Raw genomic sequence first — 25399 nt, forward strand, 5'->3', positions numbered from 1 at the left:
GACCTCTGCGTGAACAAGCTGTTGATGAGCAAGGCCGGAAAGCCGATCGTTTTCCTGCTGTGTCTGCTGCCTTTCCTGTGGCTCGTTTACGGCGCGTTCAACGATGGATTGGGTGCAAATCCGGCTGAATACCTGATCCGGTCGACCGGCGACTGGACGTTGCGGTTCATCTGCATCGTGCTGGCCGTGACGCCGTTCCGCGTCACGTTCAAGCTGACAGGCCTGGCGCGCTATCGACGGATGCTCGGGCTGTTCGTCTATTTCTACGTCGTCGTCCATCTGCTGAGCTACAGCTGGTTCGACATGGGGTTCGATATCGGCGAGATCGCGAAGGACATCGCGAAGCGCAATTTCATCCTCGTCGGATTCGCTGCATTCGTGCTGCTGACACCGCTGGCGGCGACTTCTTTCAACCGTGCGATCAAGGCGCTTGGCGCCAAGCGCTGGCAGCGGCTGCACAAGCTGGTCTATCTGATCGCCGGATTGGGTCTGCTGCATTTCTTCTGGATGCGCGCTGGCAAGAACAATTTTTCCGAAGTGTTCATCTATGCCGGCATCGTCGCGGTGCTGATGCTGTGGCGTGTCTGGGACGCGACCCGCAAGTCGCGCATCCAAAAGCAGAAAGCAGCAGGCGCGGCAATGAAGAGCACAGGCGCGCAGCCTGCGCGCCCGGTCAGTCGCTGAGCTGCAACTCGGTTCTAAGCTGGTCGTCGTCGGTTTCGCGACGGCGAATCAGCGTGGCGCGACTGCCGCTCACCAGCACTTCCGCTGCACGGCCGCGCGAGTTGTAGTTGCTGGCCATCGACATGCAATATGCCCCGGCCGACAGCACCGCCAGCAGATCGCCGGCCTGTACGCCGAGCACGCGGTCGTGCCCTATCCAGTCGCCGCTTTCGCAAATCGGGCCGACGACGTCGTAGATCGTTTTCTGTCCGCTGCGCGGCGCCACCGCTTCGATCCGGTGGAAGGCCTGGTACATCGCAGGGCGGGGGAGGTCGTTCATCGCCGCATCGACGATGCAGAAGTTCTTGTCCTCGCCCGGCTTCGTGTAGAGCACTTCGGTCACGCAGACGCCCGCATTGCCGACCAGCGAGCGTCCCGGTTCGACGATCAGCCGTCGCTTGCCGAAACCGCGTGCGTCGATGCGCGCCAGCAGCTGCGTCCACAGCGTATCGGCAGCCGGTGGCGTGTCGCCGTTGTAGTCGATGCCCAAACCACCGCCGAAGTCGAGGTGGTGCAGCGGAATGCCTGCCGCTTCGATGGCTTCGACCAGATCGAGCACGCGTTCGAGCGCATCCAGATACGGCGACGATTCGGTGATCTGCGAGCCGATGTGGCAGTCGATGCCGACGACTTCGATTCCCGGCAGCGACGCCGCGTGGCGATAGACCTCGACCGCACGGTCGTGAGCGACGCCGAACTTGTTTCCCTTGAGGCCGGTCGAGATGTAGGGATGCGTCTTCGGGTCGACATTCGGATTGATGCGGATGCTGATGCGCGCGCGTTGGCCCGTCTCCAGCGCGACCGCGCTCAGCACGTCCAGTTCGGCTTCGCTTTCGACATTGAAGCAGGCAATGCCGGCCGCGAGCGCCTGCCGCATCTCGGCGCGGGTCTTGCCGACGCCCGAGAAGATGATCTTCGCCGGATCGGCGCCGACGGCCAGAACACGCTTCAGTTCGCCGCCGGAAACGATGTCGAATCCGCAACCCGCTTCCGCGAACACGCGCAGCACGCCGAGCGAGGAGTTGGCCTTCATTGCATAGCAGACCAGCGCATCGCGGCCTTCGAAGCCGCGCTGGTAAGCCGCGAGGGCGTCCAGCATCCACTGCTTCGAATAGACGAAGAGAGGCGTGCCGTGTTCTTCCGCCAGCGCCGCAAGTGAGACGGATTCGACGTGCAAGGCTTCCGAAGCATCACGCGCAATATGCGGGTGGCCCGGCATCTGGGGAATTGAAGTCACTTGAGGGTTCCGCTGTCGTCGAGGAGGGGTGTCGTGAGTGGCGAGGCAGAAGGCAACTGGGTCGGCGGCTCGGGCGTCGTGGCTGTTCCGGTGTTTCCCGTGCCTCCCATTCGCGAATCGCCGAAAGACGGTCGCAGCAAGCTGGGAAGTGTCGCGCGGTTAGCCGCTGCCGGATCTGTCGGCAGATAGAGCTCGCCCTTTTGTCCGCAACCGGCCAAGCCGACCCCTAAGACGAAGAGGCCGGCGGCGCTCACTAGAATTTGACGGACTTTCAACATCGTGAAATTGTAATGACCGACACCGAGTACATGGATCGCGCCGAGGCAGCCTTGGGCGCCATCGAGACAGCCTGCGATCGCATCAACGACGCGACCGAGGCGGACATCGACAATCAGCGCGTCGGCGGCATGATCACGATCGTCTTTCCGAATGGCAGCCAGTTGATCGTCAATCTGCAGAAACCGCTGCAGGAAATCTGGCTGGCGGCGAAGTCGGGCGGTTATCACTACCGGCATGACGGCAGTGCGTGGGTGGACACCAAGACCGGCGAGGAATTCTTTGCGAATCTCTCTCGCGAAGCGTCGCTGCAGTCGGGGCAGGCGCTGAAATTCTGAGCTTCAGCGTTCGGCGCCTGATCTTCTTCAGTTCCTGAACATCTCCAGGATGCGGTTGCGTTCTTCAGGCGGCGGGGTGTTGCTCGGCGACGTACCGAAGCCACCGTTCTCGGCCGGCATCGCCGGTGTCACGTCGACGCCCAGGCTGGAGACGCCGCGTCCGGGTCCGAAGTCGTCGTAATACCACTCGCCGCCGACGTTCACCACGCCCGCCGGCGGTGTCGTGAGTTCGGTCACCGGCACGCCCTTGAGGGCGGTTTCCATGTAGCTGATCCAGATCGGCAGGCTCAGCCCGCCGCCGGTTTCGCGATCGCCCAGCTTGCGCGGCGTGTCGTAGCCGATCCAGGCGACAGCCGTGCGCGTGGGCTGAAAGCCGGCGAACCAGGCATCGAGCGAATCGTTGGTGGTGCCGGTCTTGCCGTAGATGTCGGGGCGCTTGAGCATCGCCTGCGCCTTGGCCGCGGTGCCGCCGCTCGCGACCGACTGCAGCAGGCTGTCCATGATGAAGGCATTGCGCGGCGGAATGGCACGCATCGTCTCGTTCAGGAGCGGCGGCTGGGTATCGACCAGCACCCGGTCCTTATGGTCTGTGACGCGCGTCACCAAGTACGGATTGACGCGGTAGCCGCCGTTGGCGAACACCGAATACGCGGTCGCCATCTGCATGGGCGTGACCGAACCGGCGCCGAGCGCCATTGGCAGATATGCCGGATGTTTCTCCCGCTCGAAGCCGAAGTTGGTGATCCAGTCCTGCGCGTAGCGGGTGCCGATCGATTGCAGGATGCGGATCGACACCATGTTCTTGGACTTCATCAGCGCCCGGCGCATCGACATCGGCCCTTCGAAGCCGCCGTCGTAATTCTTCGGTTCCCAGGGCTGTCCGCCGGTCGTGCCGGCATCGAAGAACAGCGGGCCGTCGTTGATGACCGTGGCCGGCGAGAAGCCTTTTTCGAGCGAAGCCGAATAGATGAACGGCTTGAAGCTCGAGCCCGGCTGGCGCCAGGCCTGCGTCACGTGGTTGAACTTGTTCTTGCCGAAATCGAAGCCGCCGACCATCGCCTTGATTGCGCCGTCGCGCGGATCGACGGCGACGAACGCACCTTCGACCTCGGGCAGCTGCGTGATCTCGAACGTGTTCTTGGGCGTCTTGACGACACGGATCACCGCGCCGCGCCGCACGCGAATGTTCGGCGGCGCCTTGTCGGCAAGACCGGATTGCGCCGGCTTCAATCCCTCGCCGTTGATCAGAAGCACTTCGCCGTTGGCGCGCACAGCGGTGATTTCCTTGGCGGTGGCTTTGAGGACGACGGCTGCCATCACGTCGCCGTTGTCGGGATGGTCCGAAAGCGCGTCGTCGACGGCCTCGTCCAATTCCTTTGCATCGTTGGGCAATTCGGCGAATTTCTCCGGGCCGCGATAGATCTGGCGGCGTTCGTAATCCATGATGCCCTTGCGCAGCGCCTTGTACGCGGCGGCCTGGTCGGCAGCGACCAGCGAGGTGTAGACCTTGAGGCCGCGCGTGTAGATGCTGTCGCCATATTGCGCATACATCAGCTGGCGCACGGTTTCCGCCACGTATTCGGCATGCAGGCGGTTCGGATCGGCGGCGTCGCGCAGGTGAAGTTCTTCCTTCTTGGCTACGGCGGCCTGCTCGGCAGTGATGAAACCGGCATCGCGCATGCGATCGATCACATAGAGCTGGCGTCCGCGCGCCCGCGTCGGATTGTTGACCGGGTTGTTTGCGCCCGGTGCTTTCGGAAGGCCGGCCAGCATGGCAGCCTGCGCAATGGTGATGTCCTGTAGCGGCTTACCGAAATACGCTTCGGATGCGGCGGCGAAACCGTAGGCTCGGTTGCCGAGATAGATCTGGTTGAGATAGATCTCGAAGATCTGGTCCTTGCTCAGCAGATGCTCGAGCTTGAATGTCAGCAAGACCTCGTAGATCTTGCGGGTCAGCGTCTTCTCGGAACTCAGGTACACATTGCGCGCCACCTGCATAGTGATCGTCGATGCGCCCTGGCTCTTCACGCGGTTCATGTTGGCCAGGCCGGCCCGGACCATGCCCTTGTAGTCGACACCGCCGTGGTCGTAAAAGCGCGTGTCCTCGGCTGCAAGCACCGCGTCTTTCATCACCTTGGGAATCGTGGCGATCGGGGTGAGGTTGCGGCGCTCTTCGCCGAATTCCCCGATCAGCGTGCCTTCGGCGGAGAACACACGCAGCGGCAGCTTCGGCCGATAGTCGGCGAGCTCGGAAATGTCGGGGAGATTCGGATATGCGACTGCAAGCGCAACGGCCAGCACGCACAACGCGGACACAATACCTGCCGCGACGATGCCCATGCTCCACAGCAGGATTCGCAACGGCCATTTCGACCAATGCGCACTCGGAGCACTTTTCGTCTTCGGGGCTTTTCTGGAATTGGTGGAATCTGGCATTAGATGAACTGCGGGTAACTGCGCATTATAAAAAAATTGAGACTCAATGCATCACGCATGTAATACCAAATCATTAACTGATTGGTATGCGTCACTAAAGTTGCAGACACGTACGTCTGCGTTTCTTTTTTGCGACGTTCATCTATCGGCAAAGGCCGCATTGCTTTGTCGTCCGAATAGCTTGCTGCTAGCATGCAACCACACGCATTTCTTTCCAATGGTTACAAACCAATCGGGTTTTTAATTTGACCGCCTTGGGCTCACTATTTCGCCGTCAGCCGTCACCGTTGGTGGGGCTGGATGTTAGTTCTTCCAGCGTGAAACTGGTTGAGCTTGGCCGGGACTCCGGCGGCAAGCTGATCCTCGAACGCTGCGCGATCGAACCGCTCGAGCGTGGCTGGATCACCGATGGCAATGTCGAAAAGTTCGATGAAGTGGCCGAAGCGGTGCGTCGCGTGGTGCGCAAGAGCGGTACGCGCACCAAGAATGTTGCGTTGGCGTTGCCGCCGTCCGCAGTCATCACCAAGAAGATCGTCCTCCCCGGCGGCATGAGCGAGCAGGAACTCGAGCTTCAGGTCGAATCCGAAGCCAACCAGTACATTCCTTTTTCGCTCGAGGAAGTGAGCCTTGACTTTTGTGTCGTCGGACAAAGCTCAAGTTCCCTGGGCGACGTCGAGGTGCTGATTGCCGCCTCCCGCAAGGAAAAAGTGCAGGACCGACAGGGTCTCGCCGAAGCTGCCGGTCTGAAGGCTGTGATTCTCGATATCGAGTCCTATGCATCGCGGCTGGCGACTTCGCGCGTCATCGAGCAGCTGCCTGAGAAAGGACGCGATGCGGTGGTCGCGCTGTTCGAAGTCGGCGCCTATACGACCAGCATGCAGGTTCTGCGCAATCAGGAAGTGCTCTACGACCGCGACCAGGCCTTCGGCGGCGCGCAGCTCACCCAGCTGATCGTGCGCCAGTACGGCTTTTCCAACGAGGAAGCCGAAAACAAGAAGCGCAGCGGCGATTTGCCCGAAGACTACGGCGCCGGCGTCCTGAAGCCTTTCGTGGCCAGCATCGCGCAGGAAATCGCGCGTGCGCTGCAGTTCTTCTTCACCAGCACGCCCCACAACCGAGTGGATTACGTCCTCTTGGCAGGCGGTTCGGCCGCGTTGCCGGGCTTGACGACGGCTGTCACCCGGCAGACATCGTTCGCCTGCTCGATCGTCAATCCGTTCGACGGCATGGAGATCGGTTCCGGCATTCGCGAAAAGAAAGTGCGCCGCGAAGCGCCTTCGTACCTGACCTCCTGCGGCCTGGCAATGCGGAGGTTTGTCCAGTGATCCTGATCAATCTTCTTCCGCATCGGGAAGCCGCGCGCAAGCGACGTCGCGAAACCTTCTATGCCACGCTCGGCGCTGCGGCGTTGCTGGGCGGCCTGATCGCCGGTGCGGCATACGTCTGGTATCAGTCCCAGATTTCGGGTCAGCAATCCAAGAATGCGTTTCTCCAGGCCGAAATCACCAAGCTGGAAGCCGAGATCAAGGAAATCTCGACGCTCCAGTCCGAAATCACGGCGCTCAAGGCCCGCCAGCAGGCCGTCGAAGATCTGCAGGGCGACCGCAATCTGCCGGTTCATCTGCTGAACGAACTGGTCCGGCAGCTGCCCGACGGCGTCTATCTCGCCAGCATGAAGCAGGAGGACCGCACCGTCACGCTGCAGGGCATGGCGCAGTCGAACGAACGCGTGTCCGAGCTTTTGCGCAACCTGGGCACGAACAGCCCGTGGCTGGTCAAGCCGGAACTGGTCGAAATTACCGCCGGAACCGTGGCGCTGAGCCCGCGCGATCAACGGCGCGTCGCCAATTTCACCATGCGCATCGGCCTGAAGCGCCCCACCGACGACCAGAAGCCGGCCGATTCGCTGGCGCCTGGCGCCATCAAGCGTTAAGGCGGCTCAAGGCACCATGGCAACCAAACGCTCCACTCCCAAGATCAATGTCGATGCCGCGGCGGCATTCCGTCGTTTCGGCGACCAGTTCCGCGGCCTGAATCCGAACGATCCCTCTGTCTGGCCCGCTGTGCCGCGATACGCCCTGTGCGTCGCGGTGACGCTGCTGGTCGTGGGCGCGCTGTGGTTTCTCTGGCTGACCAATTCCAACGACGAGCTCGAAGCGGAGCGCGCGAAGGAGATCACGCTGCGCGCGGACTACCAGACCAAGGTCGCAAAGGCCGCGAATCTCGACCTGCTGAAGAAACAGCGCGAGCAGGTCCAGCAGTACGTAACGCTGCTGGAGAAGCAGTTGCCCAGCAAGGCCGAGATGGATGCCTTGCTGTCGGACATCAATCAGGCGGGTCTCGGCCGCAGCCTCCAGTTCGAGCTGTTCCGCCCGGGGCAGATCGATGTGAAGGATTACTACGCCGAATTGCCGATCGCGCTGCGGGTTTCCGGGCGCTATCACGACATGGGTGCGTTCGTGGCCGACGTCGCGAACCTTTCGCGCATCGTGACGCTGAACAACGTGTCGATCGCACCGCAGAAAGACGGCGGCCTGACGATGGACGCCACGGCGCGGACCTACCGCTACCTCGACGAAGCGGAGCAGGCGACGCAGAAGCGCGCTGCTGCATCGGGAGCCAAGAAGCAATGAGAGCGCTCAAATTCGTGTGGCTTTGCGTTGCGGCAGCTGCGACGGCGGCGCTGGGTGGTTGCGGCGGCACCGATCAGGACGATCTGCAGCAGTGGATGGCGCAGCAGCGCGCCGAGGTCAAGCCGACGGTGCCGCCTCTCACCGAACCCAAGAAATTCACGCCGCAGGCATACACGCAGGCCGCGCTCGTCGAGCCTTTCGACAGCTCGAAACTCACGCAGGCGCTGCGCCGGGACTCGAGCCAGCCCAGCACGTCCGGCCTGATCGCACCCGAGCTGGCGCGTCGCAAGGAGTCGCTGGAGTCCTTTCCGCTGGACGTCATGGCCATGGTGGGAAGCATGAACAAGAACGGCCAGATGGTCGCTCTCGTGCGCGTCGACAAACTGCTCTACCAGGTGCGCGCGGGCAACTATCTGGGTCTGAATTACGGGCGTATCACCCGCATCGGCGAAACAGAAGTCGCCTTGCGGGAAATCGTGCAGGACGCCGCGGGCGAATGGATCGAACGAGCGGCAACGCTTGAGTTGCAAGAGAAAGCGAAATGAGCTCACAAAAACCAAACTTCACCGGGTGGCTTCGTGCCGCCGGCTTCGCGCTCGTGGCGCTGGGCGCCTCAGCGCTGGTGCATGCACAGAACGCGATCGAATCGGTCACGAGTTCGATGCAGTCCGGCTCGGAGGTGGTGCGGATCGATCTCACGCAACCGCTCGCCGCGCCTCCCACCGGTTTCGCGATCCAGACGCCCGCCCGCATCGCGCTCGATTTCCAGGGCGTGACCAACGCCATCGGGCGTTCGGCAGTCGACGTCAACCAGGGCAATCTGCGTTCCATCAACGTCGTCCAGGCCGGCGAGCGCACCCGCCTGGTCCTCAACCTGAAGCAGGCCACCGCGTACAAGACCGAGATCCAGGGCAAGTCGCTGCTGGTCGTGCTCGAACCGGTCGCAGGAGCGGCGCTGGTCGCTTCCGCGGCCAGCGGCACCTTCGCCGAGAACCGCAACCGCGACACGCTGCCGCTGCGCGATGTCGATTTCCGGCTCGGTTCCGACAGCACCGGACGTGTCATCGTCGATCTGGCGAACAACCAGGTCGGCGTCGACATCCGTCCGCAGGGCAAGAATCTGGTGGTCGAATTCACGAAATCGACCTTGCCCGAAGGCCTGCGCCGCCGTCTCGACGTGGCCGACTTCGGCACGCCGGTGCAACTCATCACCACGCAGCAGGTCGGCGACCGCGTCCGCATGACGATCGAGCCGAAGGGCGACTGGGAACACAGTGCGTACCAGAGCGAGAACCAGTTCGTGGTCGAGGTCCGTGCGCGCAAGGTCGATCCGACCAAGCTGACGCAGGGCGCCGGCTACAACGGCGAGAAGCTGTCGCTGAACTTCCAGAACATCGAGATCCGCTCGCTGCTGCAGGTCATCGCCGATTTCACCAACTTCAACATCGTGACCTCGGATTCGGTCACCGGCGCGCTCACGCTGCGCCTGAAGGACGTGCCGTGGGATCAGGCGCTCGACATCATCATGCAGGCGAAGAACCTCGGCATGCGCAAGAACGGCAGCGTGTTGTGGATCGCGCCGAAGGACGAGATCAACGCCAAGGAAAAGCTCGAGTTCGAAGCGCAGGCCGCGATCCAGAATCTCGAGCCGCTGCGCACCCAGTCGTTCCAGCTCAACTACACCAAGGCGCTCACCATCGCCGAAGGACTGAGCGGTACCGGCGCCTCGTCGGGCGGCGGCGGTGGCGGCGGAACGACCTCGCGCATCCTGAGCCCGCGCGGCAGCGTCATCGCCGAAGCACGTACCAACCAGCTTTTCGTTTCGGACATTCCGTCGCGCTTGAGCCGTGTCGCAGAACTCATCCAGAAGCTGGATATTCCTGTCCGGCAGGTCATGATCGAAGCGCGCATCGTCGAAGCAACCGACACCTTCGGCAAGTCGCTCGGCGTGCGGCTCGGCGGCGGCGTGATCAATACGCGCAGCACCATCGGTGCGATGCCTATCGTCACGGCGAATCCGGTCGCCAATGGCGCTTTCGCGAATTCGCCGAGCGCCACGACGACGTTCACGAATGCCAACTTCGTCAATCTGCCGTCACAGGGGGTTTCAGGGACCGCTGCCGGCACTTTTGCGGTGTCGCTGTTCAATTCGAGTTTCTCTCGTCTCCTGAATCTCGAAATCTCCGCGCTCGAGGCCGACGGCAAGGGCAAGGTGGTTTCCAGCCCGCGTGTCGTCACGGCCGATCAGACGAAAGCCCTGATCGAGCAGGGCACCGAATTGCCTTACCAGGTCGCCACTTCCAGCGGCGCCACCTCGATCGCGTTCCGCAAGGCCAACCTGAAGCTCGAAGTCACGCCGCAGATCACGCCTGAAGGAAACATCATCCTGACGCTCGACGTCAACAAGGACACCGTCGGTCAGCAGACGACGGCCGGCTTCGCGATCAATACCAAGCATGTGCAGACGGAAGTCCTGGTCGAGAACGGCGGCACCGTGGTGATCGGCGGCATTTTCGAGCTGGAAGACACGACGAACGAATCACGCATTCCGGTTCTGGGCGAATTGCCTTATCTCGGTACGTTGTTCAGGACGCGGACGCGGACTTTGAACAAGACGGAAATGCTGGTGTTCATCACGCCAAGAATGATTACCGACCGCAATTCGACGCGGTGAAGAGTGGAAGCAGTTCAATTTCTGGGGAAGAGGATCGAAATGAAATCGAGTATTGATTTGAAAGTTAATGTCTCCGTGCTGGCGGCGGCCTTGCTGCTGGCGGCCTGCGGCGGCGGCGGAGGTAGCCCCAGCGTTCCGACTTCTGTAGCAACCGGCACCAGCACTGGAACTGGAACTGGAACTGGAACTGGAACTTCCACAACGACGCCTGTTGCGGCAGACCTGATCGTTTCTCTAGACAAGAGTGCTATTTCCAATTCCGGAACCGATCAGTCTTCTTTGACGGTGACGGCAGTTGATGCGTCTCGCAATATCGTCGCGGGTGTACCGGTTTCAGTGACGCTCGATGGCAATGCGGTATTTACGCCAGGCACTGGTGCCGTCACAGGCGCGGACGGTGTCTTCACAGGAAAGATAGGTATCGGTTCGGATAAATCGAATCGATTGGTCAACTACAAGGTCAACTCTGGCACGCTTGCCAAGGCCGGCGCTGTCAGCGTCACTGGCATTGTTCTGGAATCGTCGACAACGCCTTCGAAGCCGCAGCCGGGCGAGACAGTCGTCATGCGTGTCGTAGTCAAGGATGCGACTGGCAATGTCGTCGCTGGAACCAGAGTCAATGTGAGTGGCGTCCCGGGTGCCGCCATCGCCGCGCAGACGACAGGTTCGGGTGGCTCCGTAACTTTCAGCTTTGCTGCCCCCGCTGTTGGAACCTATCCTTTGGCAATCGAGAGTTCGGGTGCGACAACATCCTTGGCTTTGCAGGTGCAGTCTTCTGTTGCTGGAACTGTATTGCCAGCTGTCGGACCTGTTTCGGGTGCAAGTGCCATCGCAACTCCAGTGGTTGTCGCGTCGAATACGAGTGGTTCCACTGCCAATCAGTCGGAAATCAGGGCATTGTTTTACGCAGCAAATAACGTACCTATTCCGGACATGCGGGTGAGGTTTTCGATCAGGAGCAATTCGCTTCCTGGAGAATCACTGACGACGGGGTCGAACGTTGTCTATAGCGATGTGACTGGCGCTGCGCGCACCAGCTACATTGCCGCGCTCACCGGCAGTCCGACCAACGGCGTTATTGTTCGTGCCTGCTACGACCTAGTCGATTTTGCGTCTTCTGCTTGCCCTAACTTTGTCGAAACCGCATTGACCGTGACATCGAGTCCCGTCTCGCTGACAATCGGATCCGATAACGTCATTACGAAGAGCGCCAGTGGCATCCAGTACATCAAACAATTCCAGATCCAGGCTGTCGATTCCGCAGGAAATGCAAAGGCCGATGTTTCTCTTTCTGCTGTCGTTGATATCGATGGCTATTGGAAAGGCTCTACTCCACCCGCGCCAGCAACGCTGCTGACGCAGGATATCTATTCAGGAACGCCCGCGACGTTGACGCACAAGTGGTGTTTCAACGAAGACATCAATCGGAACAGCGTGCTGGATGCCACTGAGGATACGAACCACGATGGTTTCCTCACACCAAGGAAGTCGGATGTCGCTTTACTTTTTGTCAATTCAGTGACTAAGACCGATGCTTCGGGTCTGGCGCTGATTCAGTTGAGCTATTCTCAGAATCTTGCAACTTGGCTGAGAGTGAAGATCAAAGTGACTGCTGGCGTATCGGGTAGCGAAGGCGAAACGACTTATGTCTACATTCTTCGGGCTGCCCAGGAAGATGCTGCTAACGGTTCGTTCTTGACTCCGCCTTATGGAAGCAGTCGTGGGCAAACATTCCCCTTGGTGGATCAGGATGGTGAAGGTTGCCGAACGCCAAACTAATCGAGCAACGTGCCGATGGAAAGCTGACGGTCCTCGTCGGTCTTCCCGGCTCAGGCAAATCCAGCGTTGGTCGCCGATTGGCGCAACGGCTGGATTTGCCGTTTGCCGACTCCGATTGCTTCATCGAAGAACGCATTGGTTGCACCATCCGCGAATTCTTCGAGCGGGAAGGCGAGCCGGCTTTTCGTGACGTCGAGCAATCGGTGATCGCCGAACTCGTCGGCGGCCACCACGGCGTTGTCGCCACCGGCGGCGGCGCAGTGTTGCGTGAAGCCAATCGCCTCGCTCTGCGCGGCGGCGCGCACGTCGTCTACCTGCGCTCGTCGCCCGAAGATCTGCACCGCCGCCTGCGTCATGATCTCAAGCGTCCGTTGCTTCAGGTCGAGGATCCGCTGGCGCGTCTGCGGGAATTGCACGATGCGCGCGATCCGCTGTATCGCGAGACGGCGCACATGATCGTGGAAACCGGCCGGCCGTCCGTGGCGATGCTGGTCACTCACATCGTCATGCAGCTCGAACTCGCCGGACTGCTTCCCGGTTCCGTCGAGCCGGCCGTGCCATCGCCATCGCCCCAGTCTTCCCTCTTCATTCCGCCCGTTCTCCCTCATTGATTCGGCCGATGCGGCCGCGCCCTAAAATCGCTGCCATGCTGTCGTCGTTGTCCGAATCCCCTGAAATCGCCGCGCCAAGTGCGTCTTCCGCGTCACCCGAACGCGTCGATATTTCGCTCGGCGATCGCAGTTATCCGATCCTGATCGGCACCGGTCTGCTGGACGATCCGGCCAGTTTCATCAATGTGCCGGCAGCGGCCAGTGCGCTGATCGTGACCAACGTCACCGTTGCTCCGCTCTACGCTGCGGCCCTCGAGAAATCGCTTCGCCTGCGCTTTCGCAATGTCCACGTCCTGGAACTGCCCGATGGCGAGGTCTACAAGGACTGGCCGACGCTTAATCTGATCTTCGACGCGCTGCTGCAGCAGGTCAGCGACCGCAAGACGGTGCTGTTCGCGCTCGGCGGCGGCGTGGTCGGCGACATGACGGGTTTCGCGGCGGCAAGCTACATGCGCGGCGTGCCTTTCGTTCAGATTCCGACGACTTTGCTGGCGCAGGTGGATTCGTCGGTCGGCGGCAAGACGGCCATCAACCATCCGCTGGGCAAGAACATGATCGGCGCGTTCTATCAGCCGCAACTCGTGCTGTGCGATCTCGCGACGCTGACGACCCTGCCGTCGCGCGAACTCAGCGCCGGGCTGGCCGAAGTCATCAAGTACGGCCCGATCCACGACATGGCGTTCTTCGACTGGATCGAGGCGAACATCGATGCGCTGATGGCGCGCGGTCCGCAGGCTCTGGCTCATGCGGTGAGGCGCAGCTGCGAGATCAAGGCGCTGGTGGTCGGGCAGGATGAGCGCGAAACCGGGTTGCGCGCGATCCTGAATTTTGGCCACACTTTCGGTCACGCGATCGAATCAGGCCTCGGCTACGGCGAGTGGCTGCACGGTGAAGCGGTCGGTTGCGGCATGGTGATGGCGGCGAAGCTGTCGCAAAAGCTCGGCGGCATCGACGCTGCGTTCGTCGCCCGGCTGACGGCGCTGATCGAGCGTGCCGGCCTGCCGGTGGTGGCGCCGAAGCTCGGCGCCGAGCGCTATCTGGAACTGATGCGCATCGACAAGAAATCCGAAGCGGGTGAAATCCGTTTTGTGATCATCGACAAGCCGGGTTCGGCCGTGATGCGGAGTGCGCCGGAAGCGATGGTGCGCGAGGTTCTGGCGGAATGCGGTGGCGCATGACTTGCCAGCCATGAATTACGCCAGCCGGCCCGACAAGTCGCGCGGACGGCGCCACCCCGAACCGCCGGCGCCCACGCGCGATGCCTTCCAGCGCGACCGCGACCGCATCGTCCATTCGACGGCATTCCGCCGCCTGGTCTACAAGACGCAGGTGTTCCTGAATCACGAGGGCGACCTGTTTCGCACGCGACTGACGCATTCACTCGAAGTGGCGCAGCTCGGCCGCTCGATCGCCCGCGCGCTCGGGCTGAACGAGGATCTGGTCGAGGCGATCGCGCTGGCGCACGACCTCGGGCACACGCCGTTCGGCCATGCCGGTCAGGACGCGCTGGACGAATGCATGCGCGAGCACGGCGGCTTCGAGCACAACCTGCAGAGCCTGCGCATGGTCGACGCGCTGGAGTTGCGCTATCCGCAGTACGACGGGTTGAACCTGAGTTTCGAGACGCGCGAAGGCATCCTCAAGCATTGCTCGCGCGCCAATGCCGAGCGCATCGAGGCGGCCGAGCCGAACGGCGTCGGCCGGCGTTTCCTGGACCGCACGCAACCGAGCCTGGAAGCCCAACTGTGCAATCTGGCCGATGCCATCGCCTACAACGCGCACGACATCGACGACGGCGTGCGCTCCGGCCTGATCGGCATCGAGCAATTGGCCGAAGTGGAGCTCTTCGAGCGCTATCGGCAGGAAGCGCTGGCCGAATATCCGCAGCTGACCGGTCGACGCGTGCTCTACGAGACCATCCGCCGAATGCTCAGCGCGCAGGTGTACGACGTGATCGATTCCACCCGCGCCGCTGTCGAAGCCGCTGCACCGGCCGATGCCGATGCGGTCCGGCACGCGCCGCCGCTGGTGCTGTTCAGCGCACCGATGCATGCGCAATCGACCGCCCTGAAGCGCTTTCTTTTCGCTAATCTCTACCGGCATCCGCGCGTGATGCAGACCACAGTGCAGGCGCAGGACGTCGTGCGCGAGCTTTTCGCGGCCTACCTGTCGAAGACGCAGGAGATGCCGGACACTTTCTCGCGACGGGCGGACGCACCGCGTGCCGTCGCCGATTACATCGCCGGCATGACGGATCGCTTCGCGCTGCGCGAACACGAACGCCTGACCGGCAAGACCTGGACCCCATGAAGAAAACAATGGTGACTGCAGAGCAGTCCATCGCCGACACCCGTCGCTGGCTCGAACGCGCCGTGATCGGGCTGAACCTGTGCCCGTTCGCCAAGGCCGTGCACGTGAAGCAGCAGGTGCATTACGCCGTGGATCTGGCGCTGGACGACAACGCCGGATTGATCGATGCGTTGCTGGCCGAAGCGGCCGCGCTGCTCGCGCTGCCGGCGTCCGAGCGCGACACGACGTTGCTCATCGCGCCGCATGCGCTGGGCGATTTCCTAGATTTCAACGATTTCACCGCTCGCGCCGAGCGGCGGATGAAGAAAGCCGGCTACGAGGGCACGCTGCAGCTTGCGAGCTTCCATCCGCGCTTCCAGTTTGCCGGCTCCAACGCGAACGAGATCGCCAACGCGACCAATCGCGCGCCGTACCCGACGCTGCATCTGCTGCGCGAGGAAAGCATCGACCGCGCGGTAGAGGCTTTTCCCGACGCCGATGCGATCTTCGGGCGCAACATTGAAACGCTGGAAGCGCTCGGCGCCGACGGCTGGAAGGCGCTGGACGTGGGTCCGGGCGGCTCGAACCGATGAACAAGATCTCCCAGAAACCGCCAGTAGATCCGTGGATTCTTCCGCCGGCGAAGGGCGGCAAGCCAAGCAAGGCGAATCAGGCCGAAGCCGAAGTACTGCAGGAACTGCGGCCCGGCCAGTCGATCGAGCTGCTGAAAGAATTGCACATCCTGACCCGCGAGGGTCGGCTCAACCAGGATTCGCGGCGCAAGCTGAAGCAGGTCTATCACCTGTTCCAGTTCATCGAAAAGCTGCTGCGCGATTTGCCGGACGGCGGCGCGAATGCAACGCTCGCCGACCACGGCGCCGGGAAGTCGTATCTCGGCTTCATCATCTACGACCTGTTCTTCAATTCACCTGAACGCATCGGCAGCGGCAAGAGCGGCGGCCGTGTTTACGGCATCGAGACACGCAGCGAACTGATTGAGAAATCGCGCGAGCTTGCCGACAGGCTGGGTTTCGACCGCATGTCATTCCTCAACCTGACGGTCGCCGAGTCGACGCATTCGGACGCGCTTCCGGAGCAGATCGACATCGTGACCGCGCTGCATGCGTGCGACACCGCGACCGACGACGCGATCGAATTCGGCCTCGCCAAGAAAGCGCGCTTCATGGTTCTGGTGCCGTGCTGCCAGGCCGAAATTGCCGCTTGCCTGCGCCAGACGCGCGCTCTGTCGCTGGCGCGCACGCCGTTGGCTGAACTGTGGCGCCATCCGCTGCACACGCGCGAAATCGGCAGCCAGCTGACCAACGTGCTGCGCTGCCTGTACCTGGAAGCGAGCGGCTACCAGGTAACTGTGACCGAACTGGTCGGTTGGGAACACAGCATGAAGAACGAGCTCATCATCGCGCGCCGTACCGAGCAACCGAAAGCGAATGCCTCCGACCGGCTGCGCGACCTGCTGGCGGAATTCGGGCTCACCGCGTTGCTGGAAACGCGCTTTCGTCTGCCGTAAATGGCGCGATTGCCCCGTCTGACGCTGGCGGATCAGCCGCATCACGTCATCCAGCGGGGCAACAACCGCCAGCCGATCTTCATAGACGACACCGATCGGCTGCGCATGCTGGCGCTTCTGGCCGAGCATGCACCGCGTTGTGGCGTCGCGCTGCATGCTTACGTGCTGATGGACAACCATTTCCACGTGCTCGCGACGCCGTCGACCGACGACGGGCTGCCCAGATTCATGCAGTCGGTCGGTCGCAGCTATGTGCGCACCTTCAACGATCGGCATTCGCGCACCGGAACGCTGTGGGAAGGGCGCTATCGCTCGACCGTGCTGCAGGCGGAGCGCTATCTGCTCGCCTGCATGGTGCATATGGACCTGAATCCGGTGCGCAACGGCCTGGCAGTCGACGCTCGCAGCTTTCCCTGGTCGAGCCATGCGCACTATGTTGGTTTGCGGAACGATCGGTTCCTGACGCCGCATGCGCTGTACTGGGCACTTGGGAATACGCCGTTCGCGCGCGAAGCGGCGTATGCCGACCGCGTCGCAGTCGGGATCGGTGCGAAGGATCAGGCTTTGCTGGTCGACGCGACTTTGCAGGGTTGGGCCGCCGGCGATGCGGAATTCGTCGCCCGGTTGCAGCAGACGACGCCGCGACGCGTGGTCAAGGCGACGGCAGGGCGGAAGCCATCGTTGCCGACGTCTTGACCGGCGCAGAAACGCGTTTTGATGTGTCCCCAATTAATATCCGAACAAAAGAATCGGAGATTAATATGGATCTGACCCCAATTAAAGTGCTTGGCATTGTTTGTGCAAAGCAATATTCTTCCGTTCCCTGCGAAATTTCCCCTGCGAATAAAAATTGAAGGAGTGCGCCCCATGACAACGGCTGCCGAGATCCAACACCTCGAACAACACGGGCTGTATTCATCCAGCAACGAACACGACGCCTGCGGGCTGGGTTTCGTCGCTCACATCAAGGGCGAAAAGCGGCACGACATCGTGACGCAGGCGCTCAAGATCCTCGAGAACATCGACCATCGCGGTGCCGTCGGCGCCGACAAGCTGATGGGCGACGGCGCCGGCATCCTGATCCAGATCCCGGACGCGCTCTACCGCGAAGAGATGAGCAAGCAGAGCGTGACACTGCCGCCCTATGGCGAATACGGCGTCGGCATGATCTTCCTGCCGAAGGAGCATGCATCGCGCATGGCCTGCGAACAGGAGATGGAGCGCGCGATCAAGGCCGAAGGCCAGGTGCTGCTCGGCTGGCGCGACGTGCCGGTCAACCGCGACATGCCGATGTCGCCGGCCGTCAAGAAGACGGAGCCGGTTCTGCGGCAGGTCTTCATCGGCCGCGGCAACGATGTCATCGTGCAGGACGCGCTGGAGCGGAAGCTCTACGTCATCCGCAAGACGGCCAGCGCCAACATCCAGAACCTCGCGCTCAAGCACAGCAAGGAATATTACGTTCCGAGCATGTCGAGCCGCACGGTGGTCTACAAGGGCCTGCTGCTGGCCGACCAGGTCGGCGTGTACTACCTCGACCTGTCCGACGAGCGCTGCATCTCGGCCATCGGCCTTGTGCACCAGCGTTTCTCGACCAACACCTTCCCGAAGTGGCCGCTGGCCCATCCATACCGTTATGTCGCCCACAACGGCGAAATCAACACGGTGCGCGGCAACTACAACTGGATGAAGGCGCGCGAAGGCGTGATGGCATCCCCGGTGCTCGGCCCCGACCTGAAGAAGCTGTACCCGATCAGCTTTGCCGGCCAGTCCGACACCGCCACCTTCGACAACTGCCTCGAACTCATGACGATGGCCGGCTATCCGATCAGCCAGGCCGTGATGATGATGATTCCGGAGCCGTGGGAGCAGCACACGACGATGGACGAGCGCCGTCGCGCCTTCTACGAATACCACGCCGCGATGATGGAGCCGTGGGACGGCCCGGCGTCGATCGTCTTCACCGACGGCCGCCAGATCGGCGCCACGCTTGACCGCAACGGCCTGCGTCCGTCGCGCTACTGCGTGACCGACGACGATCTGGTCATCATGGCGTCGGAATCCGGCGTGCTGCCGGTGCCGGAGCAGAAGATCGTCCGCAAGTGGCGTCTGCAGCCGGGCAAGATGTTCCTGATCGACCTCGAACAGGGCCGCATGATCGACGACGACGAGCTGAAGGCTTACGTCGTCAATACCAAGCCGTACAAGCAGTGGATCGAGAACCTGCGCATCAAGCTGGACAACGTCGCGGCGCCCGCGCCCGAAGTGCATGAGAGCAAGGTCTCGCTCCTCGACCGGCAACAGGCTTTCGGCTACACGCAGGAAGACATCAAGTTCCTGCTGAGCCCGATGGCGCAGGCCGGCGAAGAGGGCATCGGCTCGATGGGCAACGACAGCCCGCTGGCCGTGCTGTCGAGCAAGAACAAGCCGCTCTACAACTACTTCCGTCAGATGTTCGCGCAGGTCACGAACCCGCCGATCGACCCGATCCGCGAAGCCATCGTGATGTCGCTGGTGTCCTTCGTCGGCCCGAAGCCGAACCTGCTGGACATCAATCAGGTCAACCCGCCGATGCGGCTCGAAGTGAGCCAGCCGATCCTCGACTTCGCCGACATGGCGAAGCTTCGCAACATCGAGCAGCACACGCAGGGCAAGTTCCGCAGCACGACGCTCGACATCACCTACCCGGCCGACTGGGGCCGCGAAGGCGTCGAAGCCAAGCTGGCATCGCTGTGTGCCGAAGCGGTCGATGCGATCAAGGGCGGCAGCAACATCCTGATCGTCAGCGACCGTGCGATCAGCGCGACGCAGGTCGCGATTCCGGCATTGCTGGCTTCCAGCGCGATCCACCAGCACCTGGTCCGCGAAGGTCTGCGGACCACTGCCGGCCTGGTGGTGGAGACTGGCAGCGCCCGCGAAGTGCATCACTTCGGCGTGCTGGCCGGCTACGGCGCCGAAGCCGTGCACCCGTACCTGGCAATGGAAACGCTGGCTTCGCTGCATGCCGAACTCTCCGGCGACCTGTCGGCCGAGAAGGCGATCTACAACTACGTCAAGGCGATCGGCAAGGGCCTGTCGAAGATCATGTCCAAGATGGGCGTGTCGACGTACATGAGCTACTGCGGTGCGCAATTGTTCGAAGTGATCGGCCTGAACACCGTCACGACCGACAAGTACTTCACCGGCACTGCCAGCCGTGTCGAAGGCATCGGCGTCTTCGAGATCGCCGAAGAAGCGCTGCGCATGCACGCCGCCGCTTTCGGCGACGACCCGGTACTGGCGAACATGCTGGATGCCGGCGGCGAGTACGCCTGGCGCACCCGCGGCGAAGACCACATGTGGACGCCCGATGCCATCGCCAAGCTGCAGCACAGCACGCGCGCCAACAACTGGAGCACGTACAAGGAATACGCGCAGATCATCAACGACCAGAGCCGCCGCCACATGACGCTGCGCGGGCTGTTCGAGTTCAAGATCGATCCGGCCAAGGCGATTCCGGTGGAGGAGGTCGAATCGGCCGCCGACATCGTCAAGCGCTTCGCCACCGGCGCGATGTCGCTGGGCTCGATCAGCACCGAAGCGCATTCGACGCTGGCCGTCGCGATGAACCGCATCGGCGGCAAGAGCAATACCGGCGAAGGCGGCGAGGATCCGGCGCGCTATCGCAACGAGCTGAAGGGCATTCCAGTGAAGGTCGGCGACACGTTGAAGAGCGTGATCGGCGATGCGAACGTGGAAGTCGATCTGGCGCTGCAGGCAGGCGATTCGCTGCGCTCGAAGATCAAGCAGGTCGCGTCAGGCCGCTTCGGCGTCACGGCCGAGTACCTGAGTTCGGCCGACCAGATCCAGATCAAGATGGCGCAGGGCGCAAAGCCCGGCGAAGGTGGTCAGCTGCCGGGCGGCAAGGTGACCGAGTACATCGGCAAGCAGCGCTACTCGGTGCCGGGCGTGGGCCTCATCAGCCCGCCGCCGCACCACGACATCTACTCGATCGAAGATCTGGCGCAGCTGATCCACGACCTGAAGAACGTCGCGCCGCATGCCAGCATCAGCACCAAACTGGTCAGCGAAGTCGGCGTCGGCACGGTGGCTGCGGGCGTGACCAAGTGCAAGAGCGACCACATCGTGATCGCCGGCCATGACGGCGGCACCGGCGCTTCGCCGTGGTCGTCGATCAAGCATGCGGGCGGTCCGTGGGAAATCGGTCTGGCCGAGACGCAGCAGACGCTGGTGTTGAACCGCCTGCGCGGCCGCGTACGCGTGCAGGCCGACGGCCAGATGAAGACCGGCCGCGACGTTGCGATCGGTGCGTTGCTGGGTGCCGACGAGTTCGGTTTCGCGACCGCGCCGCTGATCGTCGAAGGCTGCATCATGATGCGCAAGTGCCACCTGAACACCTGCCCGGTGGGCGTGGCGACGCAGGACCCGGTGCTGCGCAAGAAGTTCTCCGGACGGCCGGAGCACGTCGTCAACTACTTCTTCTTCATCGCCGAGGAAGTGCGCCAGATCATGGCGCAGCTGGGCATCCGCAAGTTCGACGACATGATCGGTCGCGCCGACCTGCTCGACATGAAGAAGGGCATCGCGCACTGGAAGGCCAGCGGCCTTGATTTCAGCCGCCTGTTCGCGCTGCCGATCGTTCCGGACGACGTGCCGCGCTTCCATGTCGAGAACCAGGACCACGGCCTAGAGCACAACCTGGACACCAAGCTGATCGAGAAGTCGCGCGCGGCCATCGACAAGGGCGAGAAGGTTCAGTTCATCGAGGTGGTGCGCAACGTGAACCGTACCGTCGGCGCCAAGCTGTCGGGCGCGCTGACGCGCGTGCACCCCGAAGGCCTGCCGGACGATTCGATCCGCATCCAGCTCGAAGGCACGGGCGGCCAGTCGTTCGGCGCCTTCCTCGCACGCGGCATCACGCTGTACCTGATCGGCGATGCCAACGACTACACCGGCAAGGGCCTGTCGGGCGGCCGCATCGTCGTGCGTCCGAGCCTCGACTTCCGCGGCGAAGCGGTGCGCAACACCATCGTCGGCAACACCGTGATGTATGGCGCGACCACCGGCGAAGCGTATTTCTGCGGCGTGGCCGGCGAGCGTTTCGCGGTACGGCTGTCGGGCGCGACGGCGGTCGTCGAAGGCACCGGCGACCACGGCTGCGAGTACATGACGGGCGGCACGGTCGCGGTGCTCGGCAAGACCGGGCGCAACTTCGCGGCCGGCATGAGCGGCGGCGTGGCTTTCGTCTATGACGAAGACGGCCATTTCGCCTCGCGCTGCAACCTGTCGATGGTCACGCTGGAAAAAGTGCTGACGATCGCCGAGCAGACGGCCACCATGCACCGCAAGGTGTGGCACGCCGGCCAGACCGACGAAGCGCAACTCAAGAAGCTGCTCGAAGAGCACCATCGCTGGACCGGCAGCAAACGCGCACGCGAACTGCTCGACGACTGGACGACCGCTCGCACCCGTTTCGTGAAGGTGTTCCCGAACGAATACAAGCGCGCGCTGGGCGAAATCCACGACCGCAAGGCACTCGCGGCCGCCAGCGGCAACGATGCCAAGGCCGGCATGGCGACCGCAGCCGCGGTCTGACCGCATCCGTTCAAACGAAACGAATAAAAGAGCAGGACAGCACGATGGGAAAAATCACCGGCTTCATGGAGTTCGAGCGCATCGAGGAGGGCTACAAGCCGCCCGAAGAGCGCCTCAAGCACTACAACGAGTTCGTCGTCGCAATCGACAAGGACCAGGCCAAGGTCCAGAGCGCCCGCTGCATGGACTGCGGCACGCCGTTCTGCAATAGCGGCTGCCCGGTCAACAACATCATTCCGGACTTCAACGATCTGGTTTATCGAAACGACTGGCAGAACGCCTTCGCAGTGCTCGACTCGACCAACAACTTCCCGGAATTCACCGGGCGCATCTGCCCGGCGCCCTGCGAAGCGGCCTGCGTGCTGAACGTGAACGACGACGCGGTCGGCATCAAGTCGATCGAGCACGCGATCATCGACCGCGCCTGGGACGAAGGCTGGGTCAAGCCGCGCGTTGCGAAGCACAAGACCGGCAAGAAGGTCGCCGTCGTCGGCGCCGGCCCGGCCGGCATGGCGGCGGCACAGCAACTGGCACGTGTCGGCCATGACGTGACGTTGTTCGAGAAGAACGACCGCGTCGGCGGCCTGCTGCGCTACGGGATTCCCGACTTCAAGATGGAGAAGACGCACATCGATCGCCGCGTCGAGCAGATGAAGGCCGAAGGTGTGGTGTTCCGCACGGGAGTGATCGTCGGCGCTGCGAAGGACACGCTGGGCAAGGGTTCGAAAGTCACGAACTGGGCCAAGGAAACCGTCACGCCCGAGCAACTCGACAAGGAATTCGACGCTGTGCTGCTGACCGGCGGCGCCGAGCAGTCGCGCGACCTGCCGGTGCCCGGCCGCGAACTCGACGGCATCCATTTCGCGATGGAGTTTCTGCCGCAGCAGAACAAGATCAACGCCGGCGACAAGCTGAAGGCGCAGTTGCGTGCCGACGGCAAGCACGTGATCGTGATCGGCGGCGGCGACACCGGCTCCGATTGCGTCGGCACCAGCAACCGGCACGGCGCTGTCGGCGTCACCCAGTTCGAGCTGATGCCGCAACCGCCGGAAGAAGAGAACCGGCCTATGACCTGGCCCTACTGGCCGTACAAGCTGCGCACCAGTTCCAGCCACGTCGAAGGCTGCGAGCGCGAATTTGCCATCTCGACCAAGGAATTCATCGGCGAAAAGGGCAAGGTCACCGGCCTGAAGACCGTTCGCATCGAATGGAAGGACGGCAAGATGGTCGAAGTGCCGGGCAGCGAGCAGGTTCTGAAGGCCGATCTGGTGCTTCTGGCGATGGGTTTCGTGAGCCCGGTAGCCGGTGTCCTGGACGCGTTCGGCGTCGAAAAGGATGCGCGTGGCAATGCCAAGGCCAGCGTCGAATTCATCGGTGGCTATGCGACCACGGCGCCCAAGGTGTTCGCTGCCGGCGACATTCGCCGCGGCCAGTCTCTGGTCGTGTGGGCAATCCGCGAAGGCCGTCAGGCGGCACGTGCAGTCGATGAATTTCTCATGGGATTCAGCGATCTGCCGCGCTGAGAAGGTGCTGACCCGGCACTGACTTCGGAACGAAAATTCTGTCGCCGCAGCACAACGGAAGCTCCCTTATCATGGGGTAAACCGCAAGCCGGGATGTCCTGAAGGGCGCTCCGGCTTTTTTCGTGTCATGGACAGTATTTCTACCGACCTCCAAACCCCTCTTGTCGAATTTCGTGGCGTTACCTTCGGGTACAGCGCGCGCGCAATCCTCGACGGCGTGTCCTTCAGCGTGCCGCGCGGCAAGGTCACTGCCTTGATGGGTGCCTCGGGTGGCGGCAAGACCACGGTGCTGCGGCTCATCGGCGGTCAGCAGCGCGCGCAGCGCGGCGAAGTTCTGCTCGACGGCGTCGACGTCGGCGGCATGGACGTCAAGACGCTTTACGGCGCGCGTCGCCGCATGGGCATGCTGTTCCAGTTCGGCGCGCTGTTCACCGACATGACGGTGTTCGAGAACGTCGCCTTCCCTTTGCGAGAACACACGCAGCTCCCCGAACCGCTGATCCGCGACATCGTGCTGATGAAGCTCGATGCGGTCGGCCTGCGCGGTGCGCGCGACCTGATGCCGAGCGAAGTGTCCGGCGGCATGGCGCGCCGCATCGCGCTGGCGCGTGCCATCGCGCTCGATCCCGACTTGGTGATGTACGACGAGCCCTTCGCCGGCCTCGACCCCATCTCGCTCGGCACGGCCGCTCGCCTGATCCGCCAGCTCAACGACACGCTGGGGCTCACCAGCGTCATCGTTTCGCACGATCTGGAAGAAACCTTCCGCATCGCCGATCACGTGATCGTGCTGGCCAACGGCGGCATCGCCGCACAAGGCACGCCCGACGCCGTGCGGCAGAGCACCGACCCGCTGGTCAACCAGTTCGTTCATGCGCTGCCCGACGGGCCGGTGCATTTCCATTACCCCGGCGCCAGTGTCGAGGAAGACTTCGGCACCGCGCACGGAGATCGCTCGTGAGCTTCTGGAATCCCGCCGACGTCGGCTATGCCGCCCGCACGAAGCTCGCCGATCTGGGGCAGGGCGCCCGGTTGTTCGCGCGCTTGGTCGGGCCGGGCGCAAGCAGCCTCCGGCGCTTCGGGCTGGTGCGCGACCAGATCCACTTCCTCGGCAACTATTCGCTGGCGATCATTGCGGTGTCGGGCCTGTTCGTCGGCTTCGTGCTGGGCCTGCAGATGTATTACGCGCTGCAGCGCTATGGTTCTTCGGAAGCACTCGGCCTGCTGGTTACGCTGAGCCTGGTCCGCGAACTCGGCCCCGTGGTGGCTGCGCTGCTTTTCATCGGGCGCGCCGGTACGTCGCTGACGGCCGAGATCGGCCTCATGAAGTCTGGCGAGCAATTGAGCGCCATGGAAATGATGGCGGTCGATCCGGTGCAGCGCATCCTCGCGCCGCGTTTCTGGGCCGGCGTCATCACGATGCCGCTGCTGGCCGCCGTGTTCAGCGCGGTCGCCGTCATGGGCGGCTACGTGGTCGGCGTGCTGCTGCTACATGTCGATTCGGGCGCGTTCTGGGGCCAGATGCAGAACGGCGTCGATGTCTGGAAAGACGTCGGCAACGGCATCGCCAAGAGTATCGTCTTCGGCTTCACCATCAGCTTCATCGCCCTGCTGCAGGGCTTTGCGGCGCAAGCGACGCCGGAAGGCGTTTCGCGTGCGACGACCCGTACCGTCGTAGTGGCATCACTGGCCGTGCTGGGACTCGATTTCCTGCTCACCGCCATGATGTTCAGCATCTGAACCCGTAGATTCAACAGATC

Annotated in this window: 21 protein-coding genes; 18 read left to right on the forward strand and 3 right to left on the reverse strand. The window is 62.6% G+C overall.

All coding sequences use genetic code 11. The features are described 5' to 3' along the window. Positions 1–9: 9 nt before the first annotated feature. Positions 10–684, forward strand: a complete 675-nt coding sequence (locus tag ACSFA3_RS10430) for a protein-methionine-sulfoxide reductase heme-binding subunit MsrQ (protein ID WP_435505373.1) — start codon at positions 10–12, stop codon at positions 682–684. Here the strand turns inward: ACSFA3_RS10430 and lysA are convergent. Both lysA and lptM read right to left on the reverse strand, forming a co-directional pair. Then, positions 674–1942 (reverse strand): diaminopimelate decarboxylase, encoded by a 1269-nt coding sequence (gene lysA / locus ACSFA3_RS10435; RefSeq protein ID WP_435506199.1) that lies wholly within the window; start codon positions 1940–1942, stop codon positions 674–676. The genes ACSFA3_RS10430 and lysA overlap by 11 nt on opposite strands. A 14-nt stretch (positions 1943–1956) precedes the next feature. Further along, on the reverse strand, positions 1957–2238 hold the full coding sequence (gene lptM / locus ACSFA3_RS10440) for an LPS translocon maturation chaperone LptM (protein WP_435505374.1): 282 nt from the start codon (positions 2236–2238) through the stop codon (positions 1957–1959). 12 nt (positions 2239–2250) lie between these two features. Between lptM and cyaY the strand changes: the two genes are divergently transcribed. Then, positions 2251–2574, forward strand: a complete 324-nt coding sequence (gene cyaY / locus ACSFA3_RS10445) for an iron donor protein CyaY (RefSeq protein ID WP_435505375.1) — start codon at positions 2251–2253, stop codon at positions 2572–2574. A gap of 27 nt (positions 2575–2601) precedes the next feature. Here the strand turns inward: cyaY and ACSFA3_RS10450 are convergent, their stop codons facing one another. Further along, positions 2602–5010, reverse strand: coding sequence for a penicillin-binding protein 1A (locus ACSFA3_RS10450; protein WP_435505376.1), 2409 nt, complete (start codon positions 5008–5010; stop codon positions 2602–2604). Between the two features lie 245 nt (positions 5011–5255). Here ACSFA3_RS10450 and ACSFA3_RS10455 point away from each other — a divergent pair, with 245 nt between their 5' ends. From ACSFA3_RS10455 to mlaE, 16 genes are all read left to right on the forward strand, one after another. Next, entirely contained in the window at positions 5256–6335 is a 1080-nt protein-coding gene (locus tag ACSFA3_RS10455; RefSeq protein WP_435505377.1) for a pilus assembly protein PilM, read from the forward strand. Next, positions 6332–6943 (forward strand): PilN domain-containing protein, encoded by a 612-nt coding sequence (locus tag ACSFA3_RS10460; RefSeq protein ID WP_435505378.1) that lies wholly within the window; start codon positions 6332–6334, stop codon positions 6941–6943. Before ACSFA3_RS10455 ends, ACSFA3_RS10460 begins: the two co-directional genes overlap by 4 nt. Positions 6944–6959: 16 nt before the next feature. Further along, positions 6960–7643 (forward strand): type IV pilus inner membrane component PilO, encoded by a 684-nt coding sequence (locus tag ACSFA3_RS10465; RefSeq protein WP_435505379.1) that lies wholly within the window; start codon positions 6960–6962, stop codon positions 7641–7643. Then, a complete protein-coding gene (locus ACSFA3_RS10470) occupies positions 7640–8188 on the forward strand; it encodes a pilus assembly protein PilP (protein WP_435505380.1) in 549 nt (182 codons plus the stop codon). The genes ACSFA3_RS10465 and ACSFA3_RS10470 overlap by 4 nt, the downstream gene beginning before the upstream one ends. After that, positions 8185–10317, forward strand: a complete 2133-nt coding sequence (locus ACSFA3_RS10475) for a type IV pilus secretin PilQ (protein ID WP_435505381.1) — start codon at positions 8185–8187, stop codon at positions 10315–10317. Before ACSFA3_RS10470 ends, ACSFA3_RS10475 begins: the two co-directional genes overlap by 4 nt. A gap of 39 nt (positions 10318–10356) precedes the next feature. Beyond that, the gene (locus ACSFA3_RS10480) at positions 10357–12096 is read left to right on the forward strand and encodes a hypothetical protein (RefSeq protein ID WP_435505382.1); all 1740 of its coding nucleotides are present in this window, start codon (positions 10357–10359) and stop codon (positions 12094–12096) included. Then, complete coding sequence (locus ACSFA3_RS10485; RefSeq protein ID WP_435505383.1) at positions 12078–12707, forward strand: shikimate kinase; 630 nt, start codon at positions 12078–12080, stop codon at positions 12705–12707. The genes ACSFA3_RS10480 and ACSFA3_RS10485 overlap by 19 nt, the downstream gene beginning before the upstream one ends. Positions 12708–12742: 35 nt before the next feature. Further along, positions 12743–13885, forward strand: a complete 1143-nt coding sequence (aroB, locus tag ACSFA3_RS10490) for a 3-dehydroquinate synthase (RefSeq protein ID WP_435505384.1) — start codon at positions 12743–12745, stop codon at positions 13883–13885. A 10-nt stretch (positions 13886–13895) separates the two neighbouring features. Continuing rightward, a complete protein-coding gene (locus ACSFA3_RS10495) occupies positions 13896–15017 on the forward strand; it encodes a deoxyguanosinetriphosphate triphosphohydrolase (RefSeq protein ID WP_435505385.1) in 1122 nt (373 codons plus the stop codon). Beyond that, positions 15014–15589: a DUF1415 domain-containing protein gene (locus ACSFA3_RS10500; protein WP_435505386.1), complete on the forward strand. Its 576-nt coding sequence runs from the start codon at positions 15014–15016 to the stop codon at positions 15587–15589. The genes ACSFA3_RS10495 and ACSFA3_RS10500 overlap by 4 nt, the downstream gene beginning before the upstream one ends. After that, the gene (locus ACSFA3_RS10505; RefSeq protein WP_435505387.1) at positions 15586–16524 is read left to right on the forward strand and encodes a class I SAM-dependent methyltransferase; all 939 of its coding nucleotides are present in this window, start codon (positions 15586–15588) and stop codon (positions 16522–16524) included. Before ACSFA3_RS10500 ends, ACSFA3_RS10505 begins: the two co-directional genes overlap by 4 nt. After that, the gene (locus ACSFA3_RS10510; protein WP_435505388.1) at positions 16525–17220 is read left to right on the forward strand and encodes a transposase; all 696 of its coding nucleotides are present in this window, start codon (positions 16525–16527) and stop codon (positions 17218–17220) included. A 171-nt stretch (positions 17221–17391) separates the two neighbouring features. Continuing rightward, a complete protein-coding gene (locus ACSFA3_RS10515) occupies positions 17392–22116 on the forward strand; it encodes a glutamate synthase-related protein (RefSeq protein WP_435505389.1) in 4725 nt (1574 codons plus the stop codon). A gap of 44 nt (positions 22117–22160) precedes the next feature. Continuing rightward, positions 22161–23639 carry a glutamate synthase subunit beta gene (locus ACSFA3_RS10520; protein ID WP_435505390.1) on the forward strand — a complete coding sequence of 493 codons (1479 nt, stop codon included), beginning with the start codon at positions 22161–22163 and terminating at the stop codon, positions 23637–23639. Positions 23640–23766: 127 nt separating this feature from the next. Further along, positions 23767–24600 carry an ABC transporter ATP-binding protein gene (locus tag ACSFA3_RS10525; protein ID WP_435505391.1) on the forward strand — a complete coding sequence of 278 codons (834 nt, stop codon included), beginning with the start codon at positions 23767–23769 and terminating at the stop codon, positions 24598–24600. Continuing rightward, complete coding sequence (gene mlaE, locus ACSFA3_RS10530) at positions 24597–25379, forward strand: lipid asymmetry maintenance ABC transporter permease subunit MlaE (RefSeq protein WP_435505392.1); 783 nt, start codon at positions 24597–24599, stop codon at positions 25377–25379. Before ACSFA3_RS10525 ends, mlaE begins: the two co-directional genes overlap by 4 nt. The last annotated feature ends 20 nt before the right edge of the window (positions 25380–25399 follow it).

It is taken from the genome of Variovorax glucosi (genome assembly GCF_051216695.1).
Lineage (GTDB): Bacteria > Pseudomonadota > Gammaproteobacteria > Burkholderiales > Burkholderiaceae_C > Variovorax.